The organism is Aeromonas sp. 602658 (genome assembly GCF_049173005.1).
GTDB classification, from domain to species: Bacteria; Pseudomonadota; Gammaproteobacteria; order Enterobacterales; family Aeromonadaceae; genus Aeromonas; species Aeromonas veronii_A.
Genome location: NZ_JAAKRF010000007.1, coordinates 99,032 through 122,734 on the forward strand (window position 1 = coordinate 99,032; position 23,703 = coordinate 122,734).

General features: G+C 58.3%; 21 protein-coding genes. 11 read left to right on the forward strand and 10 right to left on the reverse strand.

Annotated features, from left to right (window positions below; all coding sequences use genetic code 11):
• Positions 1-161: 161 nt before the first annotated feature.
• The 4 genes from ampC to dtpB all read left to right on the forward strand — a co-directional run bounded on the left by ampC (position 162) and on the right by dtpB (position 5,989).
• Positions 162-1,322 (forward strand): FOX/MOX family class C beta-lactamase, encoded by a 1,161-nt coding sequence (gene ampC, locus G5253_RS08370; RefSeq protein ID WP_266134116.1) that lies wholly within the window; start codon positions 162-164, stop codon positions 1,320-1,322.
• Between the two features lie 296 nt (positions 1,323-1,618).
• Positions 1,619-2,791, forward strand: coding sequence for an MFS transporter (locus G5253_RS08375; protein ID WP_266134115.1), 1,173 nt, complete (start codon positions 1,619-1,621; stop codon positions 2,789-2,791).
• 18 nt (positions 2,792-2,809) lie between these two features.
• A complete protein-coding gene (gene yidZ, locus G5253_RS08380) occupies positions 2,810-3,772 on the forward strand; it encodes an HTH-type transcriptional regulator YidZ (RefSeq protein WP_139735835.1) in 963 nt (320 codons plus the stop codon).
• 711 nt (positions 3,773-4,483) lie between these two features.
• On the forward strand, positions 4,484-5,989 hold the full coding sequence (dtpB, locus tag G5253_RS08385) for a dipeptide/tripeptide permease DtpB (protein ID WP_266134114.1): 1,506 nt from the start codon (positions 4,484-4,486) through the stop codon (positions 5,987-5,989).
• A gap of 60 nt (positions 5,990-6,049) precedes the next feature.
• On the opposite strand, the gene ruvX is transcribed toward dtpB, so the two are convergent.
• The 7 genes from ruvX to metK form a co-directional block, all read right to left on the reverse strand.
• The gene (gene ruvX, locus G5253_RS08390; protein WP_005343821.1) at positions 6,050-6,472 is read right to left on the reverse strand and encodes a Holliday junction resolvase RuvX; all 423 of its coding nucleotides are present in this window, start codon (positions 6,470-6,472) and stop codon (positions 6,050-6,052) included.
• Between the two features lie 43 nt (positions 6,473-6,515).
• Positions 6,516-7,070 (reverse strand): YqgE/AlgH family protein, encoded by a 555-nt coding sequence (locus G5253_RS08395; RefSeq protein ID WP_266134113.1) that lies wholly within the window; start codon positions 7,068-7,070, stop codon positions 6,516-6,518.
• A gap of 201 nt (positions 7,071-7,271) precedes the next feature.
• Positions 7,272-8,222: a glutathione synthase gene (gshB, locus tag G5253_RS08400; protein ID WP_266134112.1), complete on the reverse strand. Its 951-nt coding sequence runs from the start codon at positions 8,220-8,222 to the stop codon at positions 7,272-7,274.
• A gap of 114 nt (positions 8,223-8,336) precedes the next feature.
• A complete protein-coding gene (rsmE, locus tag G5253_RS08405) occupies positions 8,337-9,068 on the reverse strand; it encodes a 16S rRNA (uracil(1498)-N(3))-methyltransferase (RefSeq protein WP_266134111.1) in 732 nt (243 codons plus the stop codon).
• A 126-nt stretch (positions 9,069-9,194) separates the two neighbouring features.
• Complete coding sequence (locus tag G5253_RS08410) at positions 9,195-9,899, reverse strand: endonuclease (RefSeq protein ID WP_266134110.1); 705 nt, start codon at positions 9,897-9,899, stop codon at positions 9,195-9,197.
• Positions 9,900-9,972: 73 nt separating this feature from the next.
• The gene (locus G5253_RS08415) at positions 9,973-10,500 is read right to left on the reverse strand and encodes a SprT family zinc-dependent metalloprotease (protein ID WP_266134109.1); all 528 of its coding nucleotides are present in this window, start codon (positions 10,498-10,500) and stop codon (positions 9,973-9,975) included.
• A 68-nt stretch (positions 10,501-10,568) separates the two neighbouring features.
• Positions 10,569-11,720, reverse strand: a complete 1,152-nt coding sequence (metK, locus tag G5253_RS08420; protein WP_005343827.1) for a methionine adenosyltransferase — start codon at positions 11,718-11,720, stop codon at positions 10,569-10,571.
• 349 nt (positions 11,721-12,069) lie between these two features.
• On the opposite strand from metK, the gene tkt reads away from it, so the two are divergent.
• On the forward strand, positions 12,070-14,061 hold the full coding sequence (gene tkt, locus G5253_RS08425; protein WP_005338517.1) for a transketolase: 1,992 nt from the start codon (positions 12,070-12,072) through the stop codon (positions 14,059-14,061).
• Positions 14,062-14,488: 427 nt separating this feature from the next.
• Positions 14,489-14,926: a hypothetical protein gene (locus G5253_RS08430; RefSeq protein WP_266134108.1), complete on the forward strand. Its 438-nt coding sequence runs from the start codon at positions 14,489-14,491 to the stop codon at positions 14,924-14,926.
• A gap of 232 nt (positions 14,927-15,158) precedes the next feature.
• On the opposite strand, the gene G5253_RS08435 is transcribed toward G5253_RS08430, so the two are convergent.
• On the reverse strand, positions 15,159-16,187 hold the full coding sequence (locus G5253_RS08435) for an NAD(P)H-quinone oxidoreductase (RefSeq protein ID WP_266134107.1): 1,029 nt from the start codon (positions 16,185-16,187) through the stop codon (positions 15,159-15,161).
• Positions 16,188-16,322: 135 nt separating this feature from the next.
• On the opposite strand from G5253_RS08435, the gene G5253_RS08440 reads away from it, so the two are divergent.
• The 3 genes from G5253_RS08440 (at position 16,323) to G5253_RS08450 (ending at position 18,923) form a co-directional block, all read left to right on the forward strand.
• A complete protein-coding gene (locus G5253_RS08440) occupies positions 16,323-17,195 on the forward strand; it encodes a LysR family transcriptional regulator (RefSeq protein WP_266134106.1) in 873 nt (290 codons plus the stop codon).
• A gap of 145 nt (positions 17,196-17,340) precedes the next feature.
• Positions 17,341-18,204: a glyoxalase III HchA gene (gene hchA / locus G5253_RS08445; protein WP_245094784.1), complete on the forward strand. Its 864-nt coding sequence runs from the start codon at positions 17,341-17,343 to the stop codon at positions 18,202-18,204.
• Positions 18,201-18,923, forward strand: a complete 723-nt coding sequence (locus tag G5253_RS08450; RefSeq protein WP_245094781.1) for a PA1136 family autoinducer-binding transcriptional regulator — start codon at positions 18,201-18,203, stop codon at positions 18,921-18,923. The genes hchA and G5253_RS08450 overlap by 4 nt, the downstream gene beginning before the upstream one ends.
• Positions 18,924-18,995: 72 nt before the next feature.
• On the opposite strand, the gene G5253_RS08455 is transcribed toward G5253_RS08450, so the two are convergent.
• A complete protein-coding gene (locus G5253_RS08455) occupies positions 18,996-20,261 on the reverse strand; it encodes a RidA family protein (protein ID WP_266134105.1) in 1,266 nt (421 codons plus the stop codon).
• A gap of 868 nt (positions 20,262-21,129) precedes the next feature.
• Between G5253_RS08455 and G5253_RS08460 the strand changes: the two genes are divergently transcribed.
• Positions 21,130-21,477, forward strand: coding sequence for a hypothetical protein (locus G5253_RS08460; RefSeq protein ID WP_254204217.1), 348 nt, complete (start codon positions 21,130-21,132; stop codon positions 21,475-21,477).
• Between the two features lie 54 nt (positions 21,478-21,531).
• On the opposite strand, the gene G5253_RS08465 is transcribed toward G5253_RS08460, so the two are convergent.
• Entirely contained in the window at positions 21,532-22,134 is a 603-nt protein-coding gene (locus G5253_RS08465; RefSeq protein WP_266134104.1) for an HAD family hydrolase, read from the reverse strand.
• 173 nt (positions 22,135-22,307) lie between these two features.
• Between G5253_RS08465 and G5253_RS08470 the strand changes: the two genes are divergently transcribed.
• Positions 22,308-23,684: an MDR family MFS transporter gene (locus tag G5253_RS08470; protein WP_266134103.1), complete on the forward strand. Its 1,377-nt coding sequence runs from the start codon at positions 22,308-22,310 to the stop codon at positions 23,682-23,684.
• The last annotated feature ends 19 nt before the right edge of the window (positions 23,685-23,703 follow it).

Sequence of the window (23,703 nt, forward strand, 5' to 3'; positions counted from 1 at the left end):
TTTCTTTCCTTGGCCCCAACAGCTTATACGCCAGCGAGCAGAGTAAGGGCTCATCGAGCGGTAAGCGATGCTCACTTCACCGAGACTTCACACAGTTTCATCGTGGGCACATACATCTTGTTTATGCTAATCCCAATTTCATTTGCCACGAGAATAACCCAATGCAATCACGAACCACGACTTCCCTATTAACGCTGGCCACCCTGCTGTTCTCTTCATTGTCATCTTCGCTCTCCTATGCTGCCGGTGAGGTATCCCTGAGCACAATAGTGGATGGCACCATTCAGCCGGTGCTCAAGGAGTACCGGATCCCGGGAATGGCGGTTGCCGTACTGAAAGATGGCAAGACCCACTATTTCAACTATGGCGTTGCCAACCGGGAGAGCGGTCAGCGCGTCAGCGAGCAGACCCTGTTTGAAATCGGCTCGGTCAGCAAGACCCTGACCGCGACCCTCGGTGCCTACGCCGTGGTCAAGGGGGGCTTCAAGCTGGATGACAAGGTGAGCCTGCACGCGCCCTGGCTGAAAGGGTCTGCCTTTGATGGTGTGACCATGGCCGATCTTGCCACCTACAGTGCAGGTGGCTTGCCACTGCAGTTCCCCGATGCGGTCGACTCGGCAGAGAAGATGCAAGCCTACTACCGCCAGTGGACGCCGCGCTTTGCCGCCGGTACCAAACGGGAGTACTCCAACCCCAGCATAGGTCTGTTCGGCTATCTGGCTGCGAGCTCTCTGGGCCAACCCTTCGAGCAACTGATGAGCCAGACTCTGTTGCCGGGGCTCGGCCTTGCCCACACCTACCTCAAGGTGCCTGCGGCAGCCATGGGTGATTACGCCTACGGCTATGCCAAAGAGGAGAAACCGATCCGGGTCAATCCGGGAGTGCTGGCGGACGAGGCCTATGGCATCAAGACCAGCTCGGCGGATTTCATCAAGTTTGTCGAGGCCAACATGACCAAGCAGAGTGACGTCGTCATACAGCAGGCCATTGCCATGACTCATACCGGTTTCTTCTCGGTAGGAGAGATGACTCAGGGGCTGGGCTGGGAGAGTTATGCCTATCCCGTCACCGAGCAGGCACTGCTGGCGGGCAACTCGCCGGCAGTGAGCTTCAAGGCCAATCCGGTGGAACGCTTTGCCGCGCCCAAAGATATGGGGGAGCAGCGGCTCTACAACAAGACGGGATCGACCAACGGCTTTGGTGCCTATGTTGCCTTTGTCCCGGCCAAGGGGATTGGCATCGTCATGCTGGCCAACCGCAACTATCCCAATGATGCCCGGATCAAGGCGGCCTACGCCATTTTGAGCAAGCTGGCCGACTAATCACGGGGGCTGCGTTTTACCGCAAGCGAGTGCGCCGGGATTGTACCCGGTGCACTTTTTATCGCGTTTATTTTTACTCAGCTCACGGTGCTCTTCTGCCCGGCGGCTTGTCCATCTCGTTGCCTGAATAGCACACCGATAGAAACAATATTTCCATTTTGGAATGTATAGATCGCCATCTCTTCACTAGGTGTGGTGGTAGCCCCCTCCTATAGTGCTCCGCATAGTCACCAGTTTGCCTGCTGTTTGTCGCGCTTTTGGCTGAACAGGGGCCAGATTTCTGTTACGGAGCCTCCATGAGAACTTTTTTGCTGTGCGCCTTTCTGATGATCATCCTCTATCCGGTCGGGATCGATCTCTATCTGGTCGCCGTGCCCCAGATTGCCGATACCCTGCAGGCGAGCGAGGCGCAGATCCACACCGCCTTCTCTATCTATCTGTTCGGTATGGCGGCCACCGTGCTGCTGGGGGGGATGATTGCCGATCGCTACGGGCGGCGCTGGGTGGTGCTCGGGGGCGCCCTGATTTTTGTCCTCGCCTCGCTGGTGGCAGGCAATGCGGAGGGGATTGGCCAGTTCTATTTCGGCCGTTTCTGGCAGGGAGTCGGGGCCGGTGCGCTCTATATCATGACCTTTACCGTGCTGCGGGACGTGCTGTGTCAGGAGCGGCTGGCGATGGCACTTTCAATGATTAACGGGGTCATCTGCGTGATCCCGGTGTTGGCGCCGGTGCTCGGTTACCTCATCCTGTCCCATTTTGACTGGCGCGGGATCTTCGTGGCGATGGCGCTGGTGGCTGCCGTCAGCGGTCTGGTGAACTTGCTTCTGCTCAAAGAGACCCGCCCGGCGCGGCAACCGGACAGTGGCGCTGCGCTGCCCTTTGCCCTGCTGCGCTCGCCGCGCTTTATGCTGCTCTCCCTGCTGACCAGTGCCAGTGTGACCGCCATTCTGGTCTATGTCAGCGTCTCGCCGCTGATCCTGATGAAGGAGTTTGGCTTCACTACCGAGCAGTACTCCATCGTGATGATGGTGATGGCCGGCGTGAGTATGTCCACCTCCTTCCTGACGCCCCTGCTGTTGCGCTGGTTGGGCAAACAGAAAGTGCTGGCTGTGTCTCATCTCTCCTATCTGCTGGCGGCGTGCTCACTGTTCGGCAGCTGGCAGGCGGGGGGCGATATCCATCTGTTGCTGCCGGGGTTTGCGCTGGTCTGTGTCGGGTTCTCCTGTGGCTTCGGGGTGGCGATGGGGGAGGCGCTCGATGGTTGCCAGCACAATGTAGCGTTTGCCAGCGCCGTGCTCTGCATCATGCAGATCAGCCTCTCCGGCCTCTATATCTGGTTGCTTGGCCTGCTCGGCTTTACTCCGTCCGAGATGCTGATCTATGCCCTGATGCTGGCTCTGTTCAGTTACCTGGCTGTCAAAGGGCTGTTACCATGGCTCGTGCTTCGTGAAGCGCGGTCGCAGGGCTGATGGAAGATGAGAGGGAATATGCGCAATCTGGGTGAACTCGATTTAAACCTGCTGGTGGTGTTCAAGTACCTGATGCAGGAGCGCAGTGTGGCAGGGGCGGCCAAAAAGCTCTGTGTCACTCCGTCGGCGGTGAGCAAGTCTCTGGCCAAATTGCGGGAGTGGTTTGACGATCCCCTGTTTGTGCGGGTGCGGCAGGGGTTGCAGCCCACCAACCTCTCCCTGACCCTGGAGGAGGAGCTGAAGGTCTGGTTCCAGCTCACCGACAGCATCACCTCGCTCAATAGCGAGGCGATCCCCGACGGTGCCCGCTTCACGCTGGTGATGGAGTCCCCCTTCTACATCAGCTTCCTGAGCGATCTGCCCATGACCATCTACCAGAAGTACCCCAACTCGGTGGTCAGGATGCTGGGGTGGGATCACCACTCCCTCAACGATATCGTCAATGGCGATGCGGATCTCGGCTTTTGTGCCCGCGAGACCCATGGCCGTTCCCGGGCCAAGGTCAACCGCTTGCCCTACTACATCGATCACGAGGTGCTGTTCACCGATCGCCCGGTGGTTTTTCTGCGCAAGGATCACCCCTTGCTCCAGCAGAAGTGGTCGCTGGAGAACTTTCTGGCCTGCCCCCAGATCAGCATGGTGTGGGAAGCGAACGATACCTGGGCCCTCGACAGTCTGCTGGAGGACGAGGGGCTGAAGCGGGAGGTGCCCATCATGGTCTCAAGCTTCGAGCAGGCGCTGCATATTGCCTCCCAGTCGAGTCACGAGCTGATTGCGGTGGCCCCTTCCTACTGCGGTGGTTATGCCAGTCGGCATCACGGCAATCTGATCGCCATGCCGCTGCCGCTGCCCGAGAAGCTCTACGCACAGCTGGAGATCGCCTTCATCCTGCTGTGGCACAAACGGCACAATCAGGATGCCAAGGTGATGTGGCTGCGCAACGAGATCCGGCGACTCTACAACGACGAATCGCCACGCTAATGTGAGCGTGACGGTGCCCATCGATCAGCCGGAGCCATCTGCTCCGGCTTTTTGTTGTCGCATCGTCCGGATGAGTGGGCTTTGGCACGACTTAAGTGCCGAGCTCGGGTTCAGCTGTGTGCCATTCAACTCTCTTTATGCACAGATTGGCCTTGGTTGCACGTCTCGAGTGAAGCTCTTTTCACGAAAAAAATTCATGTTGTTTCATTAGAAAACTTCACTGATGGTCACTTTTGAAGTGTGATCGACCATTAAGTTCCTGTATTTGCAGTGATATAGCATGACTCCCCTTGGAATGGCGGGGTTAGATAGCGCCTGCGTAGGTGACTGCCAGTAGAGCGCGGCGTGAGCCAGCCCCACAGGTCGTCTGTGGCCGTGCCATGCCCGGGCTATCTGGCCACCAGCCATGAGTGACGGAGCGGAGGGGAATAAGCATCAAGGTTGATAAACCGGCTTGAGTGAAGGGATGCAGCAAAGGTAGAACCCGGAGCCGGCAACTGTACTGGGAGACGCCACTCACCATTCCCCGATAACCCGTAATTGAAACCGGCTAGATGAAAAACACCTTTCATCGAACGGGGCCCGTGCACCCGAAAATAGCCAGATTTGCAGGCTGACTGTGCTCCCCGTTATGGCAATGGCGGGGCAAAAAAATAGTGCGGCAGCCACCACCAGATTAATAAAAATAAATCTCAGTAAAGGCAGGTTGATATGCGTCCAGCAACAGCACCCACAGGGTTGTTACAACAACCCAAACCCTTCTTTATGATATTTTTCGTCGAACTCTGGGAGCGCTTCGGTTATTACGGCGTGCAGGGGATCCTGGCGGTTTTCTTTGTGCAGCAACTGGGATTTTCCCAAGAGCAATCCTTTATTACCTTCGGTGCCTTCTCGGCGCTGGTATATGGCCTGATCTCGGTCGGTGGCTATGTCGGTGACCATGTGCTCGGCACCAAGCGCACCATGGTGCTCGGGGCTATCGTGTTGGTGGTCGGTTATTTTATGACCGGCCTCTCTATCTACAATCCCGACCTGATTTTCTATGCGCTGGGCACCATCGCGGTCGGTAACTGCCTGTTCAAGGCCAATCCGGCCAGCCTGCTGTCAAAATGCTACCAGCCAAAAGATCCGCGGCTGGATGGGGCGTTTACCCTGTTCTATATGTCGATCAATATTGGCTCCCTTATTTCCCTCTCGCTCGCTCCGGTGATTGCCGATCACTACGGCTATACCGTGACCTATAACCTGTGCGGGGTGGGGCTGATTATTGCGCTGCTCACCTTCTTTGCCTGCCGCAATATGGTCAAGGATATTGGCTCCGAGCCGGATCACCTGCCGCTCGATTACAGCAAGCTGCTGCTGGTTATATTGGGCTCGGTAGCCATGGTCTTCTTTTGCGCCTGGCTGATGCACCACGTGGTGATCGCCAACATGGTGCTGATGACGGTGACCATCGCCGTGGTGATCTTCTTCTTCCGCGAGGCATTCAGGCTTGACACAGTGGGCCGCAACAAGATGTATGTGGCCTTCGTGCTGATGCTGGAGGCAGTGCTCTTCTATGTGCTGTATGCCCAGATGCCGACGTCTCTGAACTTCTTTGCCATCAACAACATGCACCATGAGATGCTGGGCGTGAGCGTCAACCCAATCAGCTTCCAGGCGCTCAACCCCTTCTGGGTGGTGGTGGGTAGCCCGGTACTCGCGATGATCTATACCCGGATGGGCAGCAAGGGGCGGGATCTCACCATGCCGCTCAAGTTCACCCTCGGGATGTTCTTCTGCTCGCTGGGCTTTCTGACGGCGGCAGCATCCGGCTGGTGGTTTGCCGATGAGCAGGGGCTTACCTCCCCCTGGTTTATGGTGCTTATCTACCTGTTCCAGAGTCTGGGCGAGCTGATGATCAGCGCGCTGGGACTGGCGATGGTCGCCGCGCTGGTGCCACAACGCCTGATGGGCTTCATTCTCGGAATGTGGTTCCTGACTCAAGCGATGGCGTCCCTGCTGGGGGGCTATGTGGCGACTTTTACCGCCGTGCCGCAAGGGATGACGGATCCGCTGCAAACTTTGCCCATTTACACCGGCGTATTTGGCAAGATTGGGATGGCGACCCTGCTGATTGCGGTAGTGATGGGGCTGATGGTGCCTTGGCTCAACCGGATGATGAGTGCGACGCCTACAGAGGCCGAGGAGCTGGTCGCGGGTCAATCACGGGCGTAATGAGGGGAGGATAGTGCGAGACAAGGCAAGGGCGGCGACCCTTGCCTTGCTGTTGATGGCTTAGTTGTACTGCTCTTCCATCCAGGCTTCGACGATCAGCTGCGCCGAGACCCCGTCCACGCTGCCTTTTTCCAGTGCGCGATAGCCGCCTCGCTCAAACAGCCGGGCGCGGGCATCTGTGGTGGTGAGTCGCTCATCCTTGAACTCCACCGGCTTGCCGAAACGGCCATGCAGCCGGTTGCCGAATTTGCGGGCTCGTACCGTGATCTCCTGATCGGTGCCATCCATGTTCAGCGGCAGACCGACCACCAGCAGGTCCGGTTGCCACTCCTTGAGCAGCTTCTCAATCTCGTCCCAGTTGGGGATGCCGTCGTTGGCCTTGAGGGCGCGCAGAGGCTGGGCTGTGCCAGTCAGCTCCTGACCGATGGCGACGCCAATGCTCTTGGTGCCATAGTCAAAGCCCATGATGCTGCGTGATGACATAACTGATAAATCCTCGAAATAGAGAGCGGAGCGGGCCAGCCGATCAGCTGTGGCCGACGTCGCTGGAGAGGTGAACCGGGTTCACCCCTATGCTGGCGGCAGCTTGCTGCCAACGTTTGTGAATGGGGGTCTTGAACACCAGAGCCGGATTGGGGGGGATCACCAGCCAGGCGCCATCCACCAGCTCCTGCTCCAGCTGCCCGGCGCTCCAGCCGGCATAGCCAAGGGCCACCAGCCAATGGGCAGGGGCCTCGCTCGTACCCAGAGTTTCCAGAATATCCTTGGAGGTGGTCACCATCATCTCATCTCCCACCTGCAGGGTGGAGTTGAAACCGGGGCGGAAGCTGTGCAGCACGAAGCCGCGATCGGCGTGAACCGGTCCCCCTTGCAGCACCGGCTGCTTGAGCTCCGGGTTGTTGGGCGGGTTGAGCTTGAGCTGGGTCAGCATGGTTTCCAGCGACATCTCCACCGGAATGTTGACGACCAGCCCCATGGCGCCCTCTTCGTTGTGCTCGCACAGATAGACCAGCGAGCGCTCGAAGTAGGGATCCGTCAGGCTTGGCATGGCAAGCAGGAAGTGATTTTGCAGTGTTTGCATAGAGGCCAAATAGTGCAAAGGTATTTGAGGTCAATTATGGCAGTTGATCCCCATGGGAAAAACCGCTTTTTGGGCTGGGCTCGCTCCCGTCCCTTTCCGGATTGCCTTGAAACAGAAAGGAGGGCACTGGACCACCCTCTCTGTTTCCGGGCTTGTCAGGGGCGGGTTACCCCTGAACAGAGCGGTTAGCCTTCCTGGTGATTATTTGCCCAGCCGACGCTCGATGGCATCCATCAGCATGCCGGTGATGTGCACGTCGAAGGCTGCTTCAATCTCGCGAATGCAGGTCGGGCTGGTGACGTTAATCTCGGTCAGCCGATCGCCGATGATATCGAGACCGACGAAGATAAGCCCCTTCTCCCTCAGGGTGGGGCCCACCGCACGGGCGATGGCCCAGTCGGCTTCGCTCAGGGGACGGGCTTCACCACGGCCACCGGCCGCCAGATTGCCACGGGTCTCACCTTGCGCCGGAATGCGCGCGAGGCAGTAAGGCACCGGTTCACCGTCCACCACCAGTACCCGCTTGTCGCCATCCTTGATGGCGGGCAGATAGGTCTGCGCCATGCAGTATTGGCTGCCGTGGGCGGTCAGGGTCTCGATAATCACGCCGACGTTGGCATCATCCTCTTTCATGCGGAAGATGGAGGCGCCACCCATGCCGTCCAGCGGTTTGAGGATCACGTCTTTGTGCTTGGCGTGGAAGGCGCGCAGCTTGTCAGCGCGGCGGGTCACCAACGTGGTTGGGGTATGCTCGGCAAACCAGGCGGTGTAGAGCTTCTCGTTGGCGTCACGCAGGCTCTGCGGCTTGTTGACGATAAGGCAACCCTCATCCTCGGCCCGCTCCAGCATGTAGGTGGCGTAGATAAATTCGGTGTCGAACGGCGGATCCTTGCGCATCAGGATCACATCGAGGTTGGAGAGGGGCTGATCCACCACCTCGCCCAGCTTGTACCAGTCGGCATAGTCATATTTGACGGTGAGCGGGCGCATGGTGCCAAAGGCGCGACCGGCTTCCATGTAGAGATCCTTCATCTCCAGATAGAAGAGCTCATAGCCGCGCTTTTGCGCCTCTTCGAGCATGGCAAAGCTGGAATCTTTCTTGATGTTGATGGCCGAGATGGGGTCCATCACGATGCCGAGTTTAATGGTCATCCGCTGTTCCTTTTTAATGGCTCGATAGGGTTGTAGGGTCGATTAGCGCAGCGTAATCGGCCGCTTGCGGCTGCGTCGATGCAGCCATGGGGCTGATTGATGCGGCCGATAGTATCAAGCGAGATCGCCAAAGCGGCACTGCAGCGCAGTTATCGCAGTCAGGGCGGCGGTTTCGGTGCGCAGCACCCGCGGCCCCAGCAGCATCTCTTTGAAATCTTCCTGCACGGTACGGGCGATCTCGTCGCTCGACAATCCCCCTTCCGGGCCAATCAGCAGGCGCACGCCATGCTCGGGAACGGGCAGGGTGTTGATGCTGTACTCGGCGCGCGGGTGCAGGTTGAGCTTGAGCTCTTTGGTCTCTTCCGCCAGCCAGGCGTCCAGCTCCATTGGCATACGCACTTCGGGCACCACGTTGCGGCCGCACTGTTCGCAGGCGCTGATCACCACCTTCTGCCACTGCTCGCGCTTCTTCTCCAGTCGATCGGCTGGCAGCTTGACGCCGCAGCGCTCGGAGAAGAGCGGGGTGATACAGGTGACGCCCAGCTCCACCGATTTCTGGATGGTGAAGTCCATCTTGTCGCCACGGCTGATCACCTGACCGAGGTGGATGGCCAGCGGTGACTCCACCGATTGGGCGTCACAACTGTCGATGGTCACGTCCACCGACTTCTTGCCGACGTTGGCGATGGTGGCGGGATATTGATTGCCATCGCCATTGAACAGCTCGAGCTGCTGGGCCGGCTGCATGCGCAGTACCCGGCCGATATGGTTGGCGCCGTCTTCCGACAGGGCGATGGTCTGGCCAACTTGCAGGGTGGCCGGTTCATAGATACGTGGAATGCGCATGGCTGCTTGTCAGTCTCTTGCTTGGAAACCCTTCATATCCTGCTGCGAGGCGGTGAGCAAGGCTCACGCGGCAGAAGGGAAGGGCTTCATGATAGGAGGGGTGATCCCCTCCCTGGTCAAATGGGGTTATTGGCACTGCTTTTCAATAAAGGGATTAGTGTTGCCCTGCAGCTTGCCGATGCGGCGGTTGCGCTCGCACTCCCAGCCCTCTGCCGGGTACTGCCTGTCCCAAGCTTCAAACAGTTTACGCTGTTGCGCTGCCAGACGCAGCCCATACTGCTGGCTCATGTAGAGGTAGGCGCGGGCAATCTGGCCCCGTACCGGCCCCTTGGGCGGCTGCACCCGACGATCCTTGAAATCCACCAGCATCTGACACTGGCCGTACTGATCCGGCTTGCCGTTCCAGTCGGAGAAGCGGTAGTTGGCCCGATCGCCGTTCACTTCGCCAATGGCGGGGAAGAGGTTGTGCATGTCCCCCTCCATCTTGTTGAACTCGGGGCTCGCTTTTTCGCAGTTCTTGCGACCGCCATCCTGCCAGCACTGCAGCTGGTGGCCGAACTCCCAGGCGGGGACCACGTGTTCCCACTCGATGCGGGCGGCGCGCTTGGCCTGCTTGCGCGGCTCATAGCCGCAACTGGCGAGATCCGGGCTCATTTTCTTGCCCTGATAGTCGATGTCACAGCCGCAGTAGAAGGTGGTGACCGCAGGTTGGCTGCGATAGAGCTTCACCAGATCTTGCTTGGCTTCGCGAAAGGTCTGGGCGTGCAGGGGGGAGCTGAGCAGCGGTAAACCGGCCAGCAGGGTCAGGGCGAGGGAGGAGATGAAACGCATGGGATTCCTTGCAAACGGGGTGATTGACGAACGATGGCGGGCACCCTACCACAGGGGCGCGACACAAGCTGGCTTACTGCTCTGGCTCCGGCCGTTCCCGCTCCAGCGGCTGCTTGCAGCGGCGGCAGTGGTAGCGGGCCTCGCCACGCACCACCTTGTTGTGACGGCGAATAGAGAGTTGATGCTGCTGGCAGTGACAGCGATAGGGCACGGTGCGCTGGGCCAATACCGCCAGATCGAAGCTGTGGGTGGTTCTGGGCTCAAGGCCGAATACCTCCCGCATCACCGACTGCCACTGGCGGCCGTGGGGTAGCACCCGGTTTTTGCCGTGCCCGTCACCCCATAGGGCATAGACCAGCAGATGGGCCACCTCGTGGGGCACCACCTCATCCAGAAACGCCTGCTGGTTGGCCTGATAGAGGGCAGGATTGAAGCGCAGCTCCCAGGTTTGCAGCCGCGCCGATCCTGCCGCCCGGCCCCGCATATTGCAGTAGATCCGCGGGCGGGGGAAGGTGCGGCCAAGGCGCGCCTCGGCTTGCACAAAGCAGGCTTCTACGCGTTGTTGCAGCAGGGCGACAAGCTGGGCAGGGGTGGCAGACATCAACATCTCGTCAAATGGCGGATAAGCAAAAGGGGAGCCAGGCTCCCCTTTTATCACAACAGCGAGCCTTACAGGCCAGCGGCGGAACGCAGCAGTTCGGCCTTGTCAGTCTGCTCCCACGGGAACTCGTCGCGACCGAAGTGACCGTAGGCAGCGGTGGCCTGATAGATTGGGCGCTTCAGATCCAGCATTTCGATCAGACCATACGGGCGCAGTTCGAAGTGCTCGCGTACCAGCTTGACCAGCAGATCCTCGGCAACCTTGGCAGTACCGAAGGTCTCGACGCTGATGGAGGTCGGCTCGGCCACACCGATGGCGTAGGAGATCTGGATTTCACAGCGATCGGCCAGACCGGCGGCCACGATGTTTTTGGCAACGTAGCGGGCGGCGTAGGCAGCGGAGCGGTCAACCTTGGACGGATCCTTACCGGAGAAGGCGCCACCACCGTGACGAGCCATGCCGCCGTAGGTGTCGACGATGATCTTGCGACCGGTAAGACCGCAGTCACCCATCGGGCCGCCGATAACGAAACGGCCGGTCGGGTTGATGAAGTATTTGGTGTCCTTGTTGACCCACTCGGCCGGCAGCACCGGCTTGATGATCTCTTCGCGTACCGCTTCAACCAGATCCTTGTGGCTGATGGATTCAGCGTGCTGGGTAGACAGTACAACGGCATCGACACCGATGATCTTGCCTGCGTCGTCGTAGGCAAAGGTCAGCTGGCTCTTGGCATCCGGACGCAGCCACGGCAGGGTGCCGTTCTTGCGCACTTCAGCCTGACGCTTCACCAGCAGGTGAGAGTAGGTGATGGGGGCCGGCATCAGCACGTCGGTTTCGTTGGTGGCGTAGCCGAACATCAGGCCCTGGTCGCCAGCGCCCTGCTCCAGCGGATCGCTGCGGTCAACACCTTGGTTGATGTCCGGGGACTGCTTGCCGATGGCGTTCAGCACGGCGCAGGAGTCAGCGTCGAAGCCCATGTCGGAGTGGGTGTAGCCGATTTCACGCACGGTATCACGCACGATCTCTTCGATATCAACCCAGGCAGAGGTGGTTACTTCGCCGGCCACCATGACCATACCGGTCTTGACCAGGGTCTCGCAGGCGACACGGGCCTTGGTATCTTGCTTGAGGATGGCGTCCAGTACCGCATCGGAGATCTGGTCCGCAATCTTGTCTGGATGGCCTTCGGAGACCGACTCGGAAGTAAACAGCTTTGCCATGATATGAATCTCAGCTTGTCTGGGTTATCGCCACAGCAATAACCGGGTGAATGGGATGGTGTAGAGGTATCTACATCTGGACGTCTATATTAATTAGCGCCCCCCGCGATTGCCAGCACTATTTTGTCGCGCAGTGTCCAATGGGTCACAAGCGGTGCTCTCCTATCCCGAAAGGGATGGAAATCAAACGTTTTTCTCTGGTTGCTTTGGCCAATAGAGGGCAAGAAAAGCGATTGTCCTCCCAAAGCCACTTTATTCATCCAGATAATATTTGCACGCCGCGCGCCCTGCTGGGACAATAACGCGCCTTAATCTTGGCCATCAAATGAAGCAATCGCAGGAGATTCAGATGCCTTCTCGTAAAGAGCTTGCCAATGCCATTCGTGCATTGAGTATGGATGCCGTTCAAAAAGCCAACTCCGGTCACCCGGGCGCCCCCATGGGAATGGCGGATATCGCCGAAGTGCTGTGGCGTAGCCACCTCAGACATAACCCGAACAACCCCAAGTGGGCCGACCGCGACCGTTTCATTCTCTCCAACGGCCACGGCTCCATGCTGCTGTACTCCCTGCTGCACCTCTCCGGTTATGACCTCTCCATCGACGATCTGAAAAACTTCCGCCAACTGCACTCTCGCACCCCGGGTCACCCGGAGTACGGCTATGCACCGGGCGTGGAAACCACCACTGGCCCGCTGGGTCAGGGCATCACCAACGCCGTTGGTATGGCGATCGCCGAGAAAGCCATGGCTGAGCAGTTCAACCAGCCGGGCCACGACATCGTTGACCACTACACCTACGCCTTTATGGGCGACGGCTGCCTGATGGAAGGTATCTCCCACGAAGCGTGCTCCCTGGCAGGTACCCTGCAACTGGGCAAACTGATCGCGTTCTGGGATGACAACGGTATCTCCATCGACGGTCACGTAGAAGGCTGGTTCACCGACGACACCGTCAAGCGTTTCGAAGCTTACGGCTGGCACGTTATCCCGGCTGTTGACGGTCACAGCCCGGAAGCCATCAATGCCGCCATCGAAGCCGCCAAGGCCGAGACCGGCAAGCCGACCCTGATCTGCTGCCGCACCATCATCGGTTACGGCTCCCCGAACAAATCCGGTTCTCACGACTGCCACGGCTCACCGCTGGGCAACGACGAGATCGCCGCTGCTCGTGCCTTCCTGAAGTGGGACCACGCGCCGTTCGTTATCCCGGCCGATATCGCTGCCGAGTGGAACGCTCAGGAGAAGGGCGCTGCACTGGAAGCCGACTGGGCTGCCAAGTTCGCCGCCTATGAAGCCGCTCACCCGACGCTGGCTGCCGAATTCAAGCGCCGCACCGCTGGCGAACTGCCGGCCAACTGGGCTGCCGAATCCGCCAAGATCATCGAAACCCTGCAAGCCAACCCGGCCAAGATTGCGACCCGTAAAGCGTCCCAGAACTCTCTGGAAGCCTTCGGCAAGCTGCTGCCGGAGTTCATGGGCGGCTCTGCTGACCTGGCTCCGTCCAACCTGACCATGTGGTCCGGCTCCAAGTCCCTGACCAACGACGATGCCTCCGGCAACTACATCCACTACGGTGTACGCGAGTTCGGCATGTCCGCCATCATGAACGGTATCGCCCTGCACGGTGGTTTCATCCCCTACGGCGCCACCTTCCTGATGTTTATGGAGTATGCCCGCAACGCCCTGCGCATGGCCGCCCTGATGAAGCAGCGCGCTATCTTCGTTTACACCCACGACTCAATCGGTCTGGGTGAAGATGGCCCGACTCACCAGCCGGTTGAGCAGATCGCCTCCCTGCGTCTGACTCCGAACATGAGCACCTGGCGTCCGTGCGACCAGGTTGAATCCGCCATCGCCTGGAAACACGCCATCGAGCGTACCGACGGCCCGACCTCTCTGATCTTCTCTCGTCAGAACCTGGCCCAGATGGACCGTACTGCCCAGCAGCTGGCCGACACCGCCAAGGGTGGCTACGTGCTGAAGGATTGCGCCGGTACTCCGGAGCTGATCCTGATCGCCACCGGTTCCGAAGTGGAACTGGCCGTTGCCGCCTATGAGCAGCTGACTGCCAAGGGCCGTGCCGTGCGCGTGGTCTCTCTGCCGTCTACCGACGTGTTCGACGCCCAGTCTGCCGAGTACAAAGAGTCCGTCCTGCCGTCCTCCGTCACCAAGCGTGTGGCCATCGAAGCCGGCATCGCTGACTACTGGTACAAGTACGTCGGTTTCGGCGGCAAGATCATCGGTATGACCACCTTTGGTGAGTCTGCACCGGCCGAGCTGCTGTTCAAGGAATTCGGCTTTACCGTGGAAAACGTGGTTGCTACCGCAGAGTCCCTGTAATAGCTGACCATTGGGCCACTCAGGCCCAATAGCCGGAAAATAAAACGCCCTCCATCGCAAGATGGGGGGCGTTTTTTATTCACATTAGAGATTTTTATTAGTGTTGATTTGTTATATCAAAAGCTTTTATCCTTGATTATGTAAGTTCAGATATAGAAAAATAATTCACGACGATGCATAAAAGGAACAATATGGACCGTTTTCGGTTGATAACAAAAAAACTATTAAGTACTAATTATAAGAATAGTATTCTAATAGCATCACTCATTACCATAGTTGTATCCCAATATTTATTTATGTTAATATTTTTAATGGTGGGATATCACATGAACACTCTCGCTGGGCTGAGTTTGGTTCAGCTATTGGTGGGATCTATGCCCCAATAGTTGGGGGGCTCACGTTATTTGTTTTACTCCGTCAGGTTGGTTTGCAGGAACAGGTAAACGACCAGTATTATTTACAGCAGGCAAGAGAGGATATCGAGTTTTATGCGTCACAATTATCGACTATCCTCGATGACCCCTTGGTTGGTGACGTGTCATTGCGTGCGGTGCTTCATGAGAGGTTTATGTTATGTAACACTGAAACGTTATCTTCTGAAGAGATGAAAGAGATTGCTATCGATATTCATCGAATAATACCTAAATCGATAGATATGTGGTCTGCAATTTATCATATTTTAATCGGTTTAACTGCTGTTGATTCTGCTCAATTCAAAATGACATTATCGTCATCTAAACAGAAGCTTATTGCATTACTTAGTATAGAAATTTGTGTGGCTTTAGATAATCTTCATTTTTCTCGGTCACATGAAACTTGTAGCTTCAACTATGAGTTTAGCCCCTACTTGGATAAAGTTAATTAAAAGTCCGTAGGTTCGATTCATGTACAGCTCGTAGGTTCGATTAGCGAAGCGTAATCGGACGTTCGCGTTCTTTAAGACGATGCCATAAAAATAATGCCCCACATGTTAAATAAAAAGAGACCGGCTATCAGCCGGTCTCTTTTTATTTATCGCAACCCTTATGCCTGCGGCGGGGTACTGTCCGCATTGGACATCACCGCATCCACCTCGGCCTGCTCCACTATGGGCTTTATCAATCTGACGACAACGGCGCCATAGTTAATACCAGCTTGCCGATATGACGGCCTGAATCCAGCAAATGGTGGGCGGCGGCGGCCTCATGCAGCGGGAAGGTCTGGTAAACCTGCGGTTTGACCTCGCCGCGTTCGATAAATGGCCAGACATGAGTTTGCAGCTGGGCAATCAGTTCGGCTTTTTCCTGCGGAGTACGCGAGCGCAGGGTCGAGCCGATATGGGTCAGCCGCTTTTGCAGCATGGGAAACAGATCCAGATTGGGGGCGGCGCCCGCAATAATGCCGATCTGGACTATGCGGCCATTGATGGCGGCCGCCGCATAGTTGCGCGCGACATACTCCCCGCCAATGATATCGAGAATGATGTCGGCGCCATGGCCATCGGTGGCTGCATGCACGGCCTCGACAAAATCCTCCTCCTTGTAGAGTACGGCCACATCCGCGCCCAGCTTGATGCTGGCGGCCTGCTGCTCGGGTGAGCCGACAGTGGTGATGATTTTGGCGGCGCCAAATGCCTTGGCCAGCATGGTGGCGGTCGTGCCGATGCCGGAGGCTCCGCCATGGATCAAGATAATGTCCCCTTTTTTAAACTGACCCCGTTCAAACATATTTGACCAGACCGTCATAAAGGTTTCCGGCAGCGCCGCGGCTTCGACAAAGCTCAATCCGGGCGGCAGAGGCAGGACATTGTTCTGGTGGGCGACGCTGTACTCGGCATAGCCGCCACCCGAAATCAGTGCGGCGACCTTGTCGCCAACCTTGAGATGGTCCACCTGCTCCCCCTTGGCGACCACGACCCCGGCGACCTCCAGCCCGGGAATATCCGATGCCCCTGCCGGAGGCGGGTAGAGCCCCTTGCGCTGCATCACATCCGGCCCATTGATGCCGGTCGCATAGTGCCTGATCAAGACCTCATCTGGCTTGGGCGCAGGTGTGGCGCGGGTGGTCAGTTGCAAGACATCGGGGCCACCTGGCTGGGTAATATCTACCGCGCTCATGGTGGCGGGAATGGAATAGGCGTTATGCATCAGCGGCTCCTTGTAACGAGGTGATATGGGGTTCCCCGAGTGGGATGAGCACCAAGATAGTGGAGATTACTGATGAATAAACGCAGTATTATCCCTTATCTGTAATGCAAAAATGCATTTCAATCGGGAGTCGTGATGAACTGGGATGATGCGAAAATTTTTCTGGCGTTGCATCGGGAGGGGAGCCTGAGGGGCGCCGCCCGTGTGGTCGGGGTCGATCAGGCCACCATTGGCAGGCGGATTGCCGCACTGGAGCATCGTCTGGCGGCCACGCTGTTTCTCCGTACATCCAAGGGGTATGTGCTGACTAATGTCGGAGAGATAGTGCTGGCCAGCGCCCAGCAGATGGAGCTGGCTGCCATTGATTTCGTGCGGGCGGCGCAAGGGGTCGACAACCGTCTGGTCGGTGAGGTCAGCGTGGCGACCACAGACACCCTGGGGATGGATTTTCTGATACCGGCCCTGACCGAGCTGCATCAGCGTTATCCCGATATCAGGGTCATCCTCAATACCTCGACCCAGGTGGTCAATCTGTCCCTGCGGGAAGCGGATATCGCGATCCGGACGGTGAAGCCGGACAATCCCGACCTGATTATCCGCAAGCTGGCCTCCTGGCCGGTCGGGTTGTATGCCTCCGCCGACTATCTGGTTCGCCATGGCATTCCCGAAGCGGGCACCGGTTTTGCGGGCCATTCGCTGGTGGTGTATGAGCCCCGCTGGCAGAGCGCTCGCTCGCCAATGATGCTCGAAGAGGCGGCCGAGGGGGCCACTGTCGCCGCGGGGGTCAATACCAGCCTGATGCTGCGTCAGGCCCTGTTGATGGGGCTGGGGCTTGGCGAGGTGGCGGTTCCGCTCGCCGAGCAAGCCGGGTTGGTGCGGGTCTGGCCCGAGCGGCAGTTACAGCAATCCTACGATGTGTGGCTGGTGACCCATCAGGATGTGCAGCATGCCGCGCGGGTCAGAGCGGTCATGGATGTCATCGTCAGGGCATTTGCCGCGATGGCCTAAGTCTGGCGGGGATTCTGTTCAGGTTTTGTCGCAGCGCGGTCACACCTCTTGCCATAGTCATGGCGGTTGAGGGAAAACCCTCATTTACTTGGTCTCTGACAGTCAATACTGTGAGACCGAGTCCACCACTACTGGAGCCTGACCCATGACCGATATGCTTGTTGACGATAAACAACCGACCCCGGATCCGGCAGAGCAGAATGCCTTCTTCCCATCGCCCTACTCCCTGAGCCAGTTCACCTCGCGCAAATCTGACCTTGCCGGGGCCGACTATCCCGCTCCCTATCGGGAGGGGCGCTGGAAGATCCTGCTGATCGGTGCCGATGAGCGTTATCTGCCCACCGACAACGGCACCCTGTTTTCCACCGGCAACCATCCGGTCGAAACCCTGCTGCCCATGTATCACCTCGACAAGGCGGGCTTTGCCTTTGACGTGGCCACCCTTTCCGGCAATCCGGTCAAGTTCGAGTGGTGGGCCATGCCCGGCGAAGACGAAGAGGTGCTGGGGCTCTATGCCAAATATCAGGCGCAGTTCCGCCAACCGGCCAAGCTGGCCGATCTGCTGAAAGAGGCGCTGGCCGCCGACTCGGACTATATCGGCGTCTTTATTCCCGGCGGCCACGGCGCCCTGATGGGGCTGCCGGAGAGTGCCGAGGTGAAAGCGCTGCTGGAGTGGGCGATGGCCAACGATCGCTTCATCATTTCCCTCTGTCACGGGCCTGCTGCGTTGCTGGCGGTGGCCAATCCAGAGACCTTCGCGGGCTACAAGATCTGCACCTTCCCCGATGAGCTGGATGCCCAGACCCCGGCAATTGGCTATATGCCGGGCCACCTCACCTGGAAGTTTGGCGAGAAGCTCAAAGAGATTGGCTTCGAGATCGTCAACAACGGCATCTCGGGAGAGGTGTGCCGGGATCGCAATCTGCTGACCGGTGACAGCCCGCTGGCGGGCAATAACCTCGGCAAGCTGGCTGCTACCACCTTACTGGAGGCGGTTGCCAAGCGATGAGGTTGTCGTCGTCGCCAGCGAATGCGCTGCAGGTCGCGGTGGCGCTGGAAGGGTGTCAGCGGCTGGAGGAGATCCAGCAGCTGGTGCGCGCTTTTGCCACCCCGCTGGGGTATCACCGCTTTGCGCTCTTCTCCATCAGTGCCAGCGAGGAGGGGGTGGTCGAGCATCTCTACTGGCTGGAGGGGGAGTGGTTGGAGAGCGGCGAGGCGGTCGACCTGCATGCCTATATGCGCGAGTGCCCGATGGCGATGCATATCAGGGAGCGAGACCAGCCCTTCTTCTGGAGCAAAACGGTTGGCGCTGCTGGCGAGCAGTACCGTATCGTTCGCCATCCTGAGGGGCCGGGCCGACATGGCTTGCAGGTACCCGTCTATGGGCCGTTGGGACTGGAAGGGGCGATGAGCTTTGGCGGCGATCAGATCGATGCCAGCGCTCCCGCTCGGGTTGGCCTTGCGCTGATCGCGGCGGCGGCTTTTCATGCTGCTCGTGGATTGATGGAGATGCCGGTGGCGGGTCACGAGCGTGGTCTCACTGGGCGCGAGCGCGAAGTGCTGGAGTGGGTCTCCCGGGGTTGGCGCCATGCCGATATCGCCACCACCCTGAAACTCTCGGTGCGCACGGTCGAGAACCATCTGCGCAGTGCCCGCCGTCGACTCGGTGTGGCCACCACGGCAGAGGCGGTCAGAGTGGCGATCAGGAACCGCGATATTGAGGGCTGAGGGGCTACCCCTTTGTCTGGCATGTAAAAAGAGACCGGCATATAGCCGGTCTCTTTTTTATTTCCGCAACCTTTACGCCTGTGGCGGGGTGCTTTCGGCGTTGGACATCACTGCATCGATTTGTACCAGAGCACCGGCGGGAAGTTCACTTACCCCGATTACGGTGCGGGCAGGCAGGTAGCCCGGGAAGTATTTGGTGTAGACGGCGTTGACCGCATCCAGATCCGCGATATTGCCGAGCTGGATATTGACCTTGACGATATCGTCCATCACATGGCCGATGCTCTCCACAATCGCCTTGATATTGCTCAGGCTCTGGGCGGTCTGCTCCTTGATGCAGCCAGCCAGGATCTTGCCAGTGGCGGGGTCTATCGGTAACTGCGCAGAGAGATGGTTGTAGTGGGAGAAGGCGACAGTCTGGCAATGGAGCGGGCTGCGCGGTGCCTTGTCGGTATTGCGGGCGCGGATCACCAGATTGTGACGGTCTTCCACCAGTTGTGGCGGGGTGCCGTCACCGTGGGAGATGACCGCATCCATCTGCACCCGCGCCCCCATGGGCAGGGCGGCGGCACTGACCACAGAGCGGGCGGGCAGATAGGCCACGGCGCGGGCAATGGCGGAGTCGGGGAAGAAGGTGGTGTAGACCTCGTTGACGGCCTCCAGGTCGGCCAGATCGGTCAGATAGACGGTGACCTTGACGATATCGTCAAACGGCACGTCGATGCTCTCCAGCACCGCCTTGATATTGCGCAGGCACTGGCCCGCCTGCTCCTTGATGCCACCGGCAACCAGCTGGCCCGAGGCGGCATCGACCGGCAGCTGGGCGCCGATATTGTTGTAGTGGGAGAAGGCCACGGTATGAGTGGAGAGCGGATTGTGCGGCGCCTTGTCACTGTTGCGGGCGAGCTTCACCAGCGGGCAAGGATCTTGCGGGAAGGTACCTTCGCCGTTGGAGATGATGGCATCGATCTGCACCAGCGCGCCCAGCGGCAGGGCGGCGACGGCGAGGGTGGTGCGGGTCGGCAGATAGCCCGGGAAGAATTCGCGATAGACGGCGTTGACCGCCTCAAGATCCGCCATCTCTTTCAGGAAGATGGTCGCTTTGACCATATCGTCCATCACATGGCCGATGCTCTCGATGATTGCCTTGAGGTTGCTCAGGCACTGTCTGGCCTGCGCGGTGACATCGCCACTCACCATCTTGCCGGTGGCGGGATCGACCGGCAGCTGGGCGGAGATATTGTTGTAATGAGAAAACGCCACCGTTTGGGTGCTGGGGCCCAGGTCCTGGGGTGCATGGGGGGTATTTCTTGCCGACTTGATGATGGTGCCACTCATAGATATGCCTCTTTTTAATATTTGTTGTTTATTCAGGTACAGGTTTACCCCATCTTGTTGTGCGCCATGGCCACTGCGCCAGCGACGGCATCCCCGGTTATTATTTGTGATCCACTCAATTACTGAGAGGAATAAGGGAGAAGAGGACAGGGTAGATATTTCAGACGCTGCGATTCTATGAGTGGCTATCAGGGGTTGCAAACCGCTGATTGCATTTCTATGAGATAGCTCAATGGGTGCAAATTTAATCATATTGCTATTCAATTCATGCTGAATAGTCACCTGTTTGTCCGCCAATGGCCATGCATCGAACAATAGTCCAGTCCGGGCGGGGGTTGGGGCAGATACCTTGGCAGTGAAGGAGTGTAAAGAAAGGGTTAATGCGATGCATCAAGCTGCCATCAAACGATTTTATTGTGCATAGATATGTACTTTATGTTTTTTTAGTCATCTATCTTGCCGCGCAAAAATATGCTAGCAGAGATTACTGTAACAGTAGTTAAAGATGTGGCTGGAATATAATTCAAATATTTGCATGGGGGATGCTTGTTAATTATCGGTAGGCTGACGGTTGGCCCAGATTCGGAGCGTTTTTATCTTTTTATATATCTGGTGAAATATGCGTGACACAGCCCAGTGGTCCCATATCGAGGTGACTAGGGTTGGCAATATATCGGCTGACCAGGTGCGGCATGGTCAAGGCATCAAACAAGAGGATGACCTTGGCTCGACGCAGCGCTATGGATCGGGCTCTCTGCGCCGGTTGTAGTCTACAGCCTGCCAGGGATGAAAGGGTCGCGGGCGAGGCCAGCTGCCGTGGCATGGTTGTCTGCGGGATTGTTAACAAAAATGTGAACGAGATCACCGGATGGACAAGGGTTTAAGGCTGGAAATGGAGCAGAAAGGAGTAGAATGGCACTTTATTTTTGAGGGTCATTCGATGCCCAACTATCACTTTTTCACGCTGGGCCAGGCGCTTACCTATCTCGATGCCAATGCCCCGCGCTATAGCGATGAGCGTCGTCAACTGGTTGAGCAGGGATTTGCCGCCATGGCGGCCCCCATCTTTGCAGATACGCCGGTTGAAGCACTGGCGTTGCTGCGCCAGCATCAGGCATGGAAGGAGGAAGCCATGGTCGATGCACTCTCCTTGACAGTTGCCACCGGGCCGACGCTCGTCTCCTGTTTGCAGGAGAACCCTTTATCCGCGAGTTGAACAGCATCATGGCACCATTGAGGTGGCGCCATGATGCCGCTGTCCGCTTGCGATCTACCTCTGGTGCAGTTCGCCTTCCATTACCAGTAGAGTATCCATCCCCGCCGCCTTGCCAGCCTCAAGCCCGATCCGGGTATCTTCAAATACCAGACAGTTGGCGGGATTGGCGCCGAGCAGCTCGGCCACCCGCAAAAAGGTGTCGGGATGCGGTTTGTGGTTGGTGACATCATCGGCGCTCACCACCACAGAGATATAGGCATCGAGTCCGGTGCTTTTGAGGATGGCCTCCGCCTGATTGCGCGGTGAGCCGGTGCCAATCCCCATCTTGACCTTGCCGTGATAGTGCCTGACCAGCTCCCACATCTTGGGAAAGACGCTGACCTTGTCGATATGTGCCATATAGAGGGCAATCTTGCGGCGGGTAAAGGCCTCGACATCCACCGTCAGCCCCTGCTGCTCGGCCAGCATGGCGATGATCTTGCGGGTGGGAATGCCGCCGTACTGATAGAGCTGTTCCCGCTCGAAGGGGATGCCGAATTCGGCGCAGGTGAGCTCCCAGGCATCCAGATGAAGGGGCATGGAATCTACCAAAGTGCCATCCATATCGAAAATCAGGGCATCGTAGTGATCAAACCCGTACTGCTCACGCTCGCTCATGGGGGCTCCTCGAATCAAATAGAGCAGGCTAGCAGAAACGATCGGCGTTTTGTGGGATCGGCCTCATGGTTGGGCAGATTGTGGCCGCCGTTTTTTCTATCTCTTGCTGATTTGTGAGACAATAATCCGTTCATTGCCGGATACTTTGGCATATCAGATCAGTGAGTCCGCTTATGACTTCGAAAATATCCCCCAAAACCATCTTCTCCAGTGTGGCGCTGGTGATCGCGCTCGGTTCACTGGAAAAGAGCATAGTCACCACCCCGCTGCCCATGATTGGCGCCGAGTTGCACGCTGGGGCCGCCCTCACCTGGGTGGTCACCGCCTATCTGCTGGCGGCCACCGCCGTGCTGCCCCTCTACGGCAAGCTGAGCGATCTCTTTGGCCGGGTGCGGATGCTCAATATCGGTATCGGCCTGTTTCTGGCGGGCTCGGTGGCCTGTGCGCTCTCCCAGGATCTGCCGACCCTGTTGGCAGCGCGGGTGCTGCAAGGGCTGGGGGGCGGCGGCCTGATTGCCCTCGCGTTTACCGTGATTGCCGACACCATTCCGCCGCGGGAGGTGGGCAAGTATCAGGGCTACATTTCGGCGGTCTATGCGGTCTCCAGTATCGCCGGCCCCTTGCTCGGCGGCTACTTCACCGAGCAGCTCAGCTGGCGCTGGATCTTCTGGATCAATCTGCCGCTCGGGGCGCTGGCAGTCTTTCTCATCAACCGCAACCTCAAGCAGCTCAACGTGCGTCGCCACAGTCGCTTCGACTGGAAGGGGGCGGGTCTGCTGATTACCGTTACCACGCTCACCCTGTTGCTGCTCTCGCCGGAAGCGGCGCTGCCCGCCGTCTGGCTTTCGGCGGCGCTGGGCGTTGCATTGCTGCTGCTGATTCTGATTGAACGGCGCGCCCACGACCCCATATTGCCCGCCCATCTGGCCCGGTTGCCCGGCTATCTGGTGAGTGTGCTGCTGGTGATGCTCTCCCAGTTGCTGATGTTTGCCGTGCTGGTCTATCTGCCGTTGCAGATGCAGTGGCAGAAGGGGATGAGCGCCAGCGAGAGCGGCGCCATCATGGTCATCTTCATGATCTGCATCACCGCTGGGGCCTTTGTCGGCGGCAAGCTGATTGGCCGTACCGGTCACTACAAGAGCTTTGTTGCGGTCGGGTTTGCGCTGGCCGCGGTGGCGCTCTGGCAGATCCACTTCGATGCCTGGGTCAAGCTGGCCCTCGGGTTTGCCGGTATTGGTCTGGGTCTGGTGCTGCCCGCCCTCTCGGTGGTGGTGCAAAATGCCCTGCCACGGCAGGATCGCGGCATCGGTATGTCGCTGTTCAACTTCGGGCGGGAGCTAGGCGGTGCCGTTGGCGTGGCTATCTGCTCCATGCTGTTCCACTTGCGCTTGCCAGCCGGCAGCGATGGCGATCTGAGCCGACTCGCCCCCGGTCTGCTGGCCCCGGGCTTCAGCGCAACCTATATCGGCATGGCATTGATCGCCACACTGGCGCTGCTCATCACCTTGCTGGCGTTGAAGCGCCACGAGCTGGCATCTATCAGCGCCTGATTTGACCTGCGCCGACATA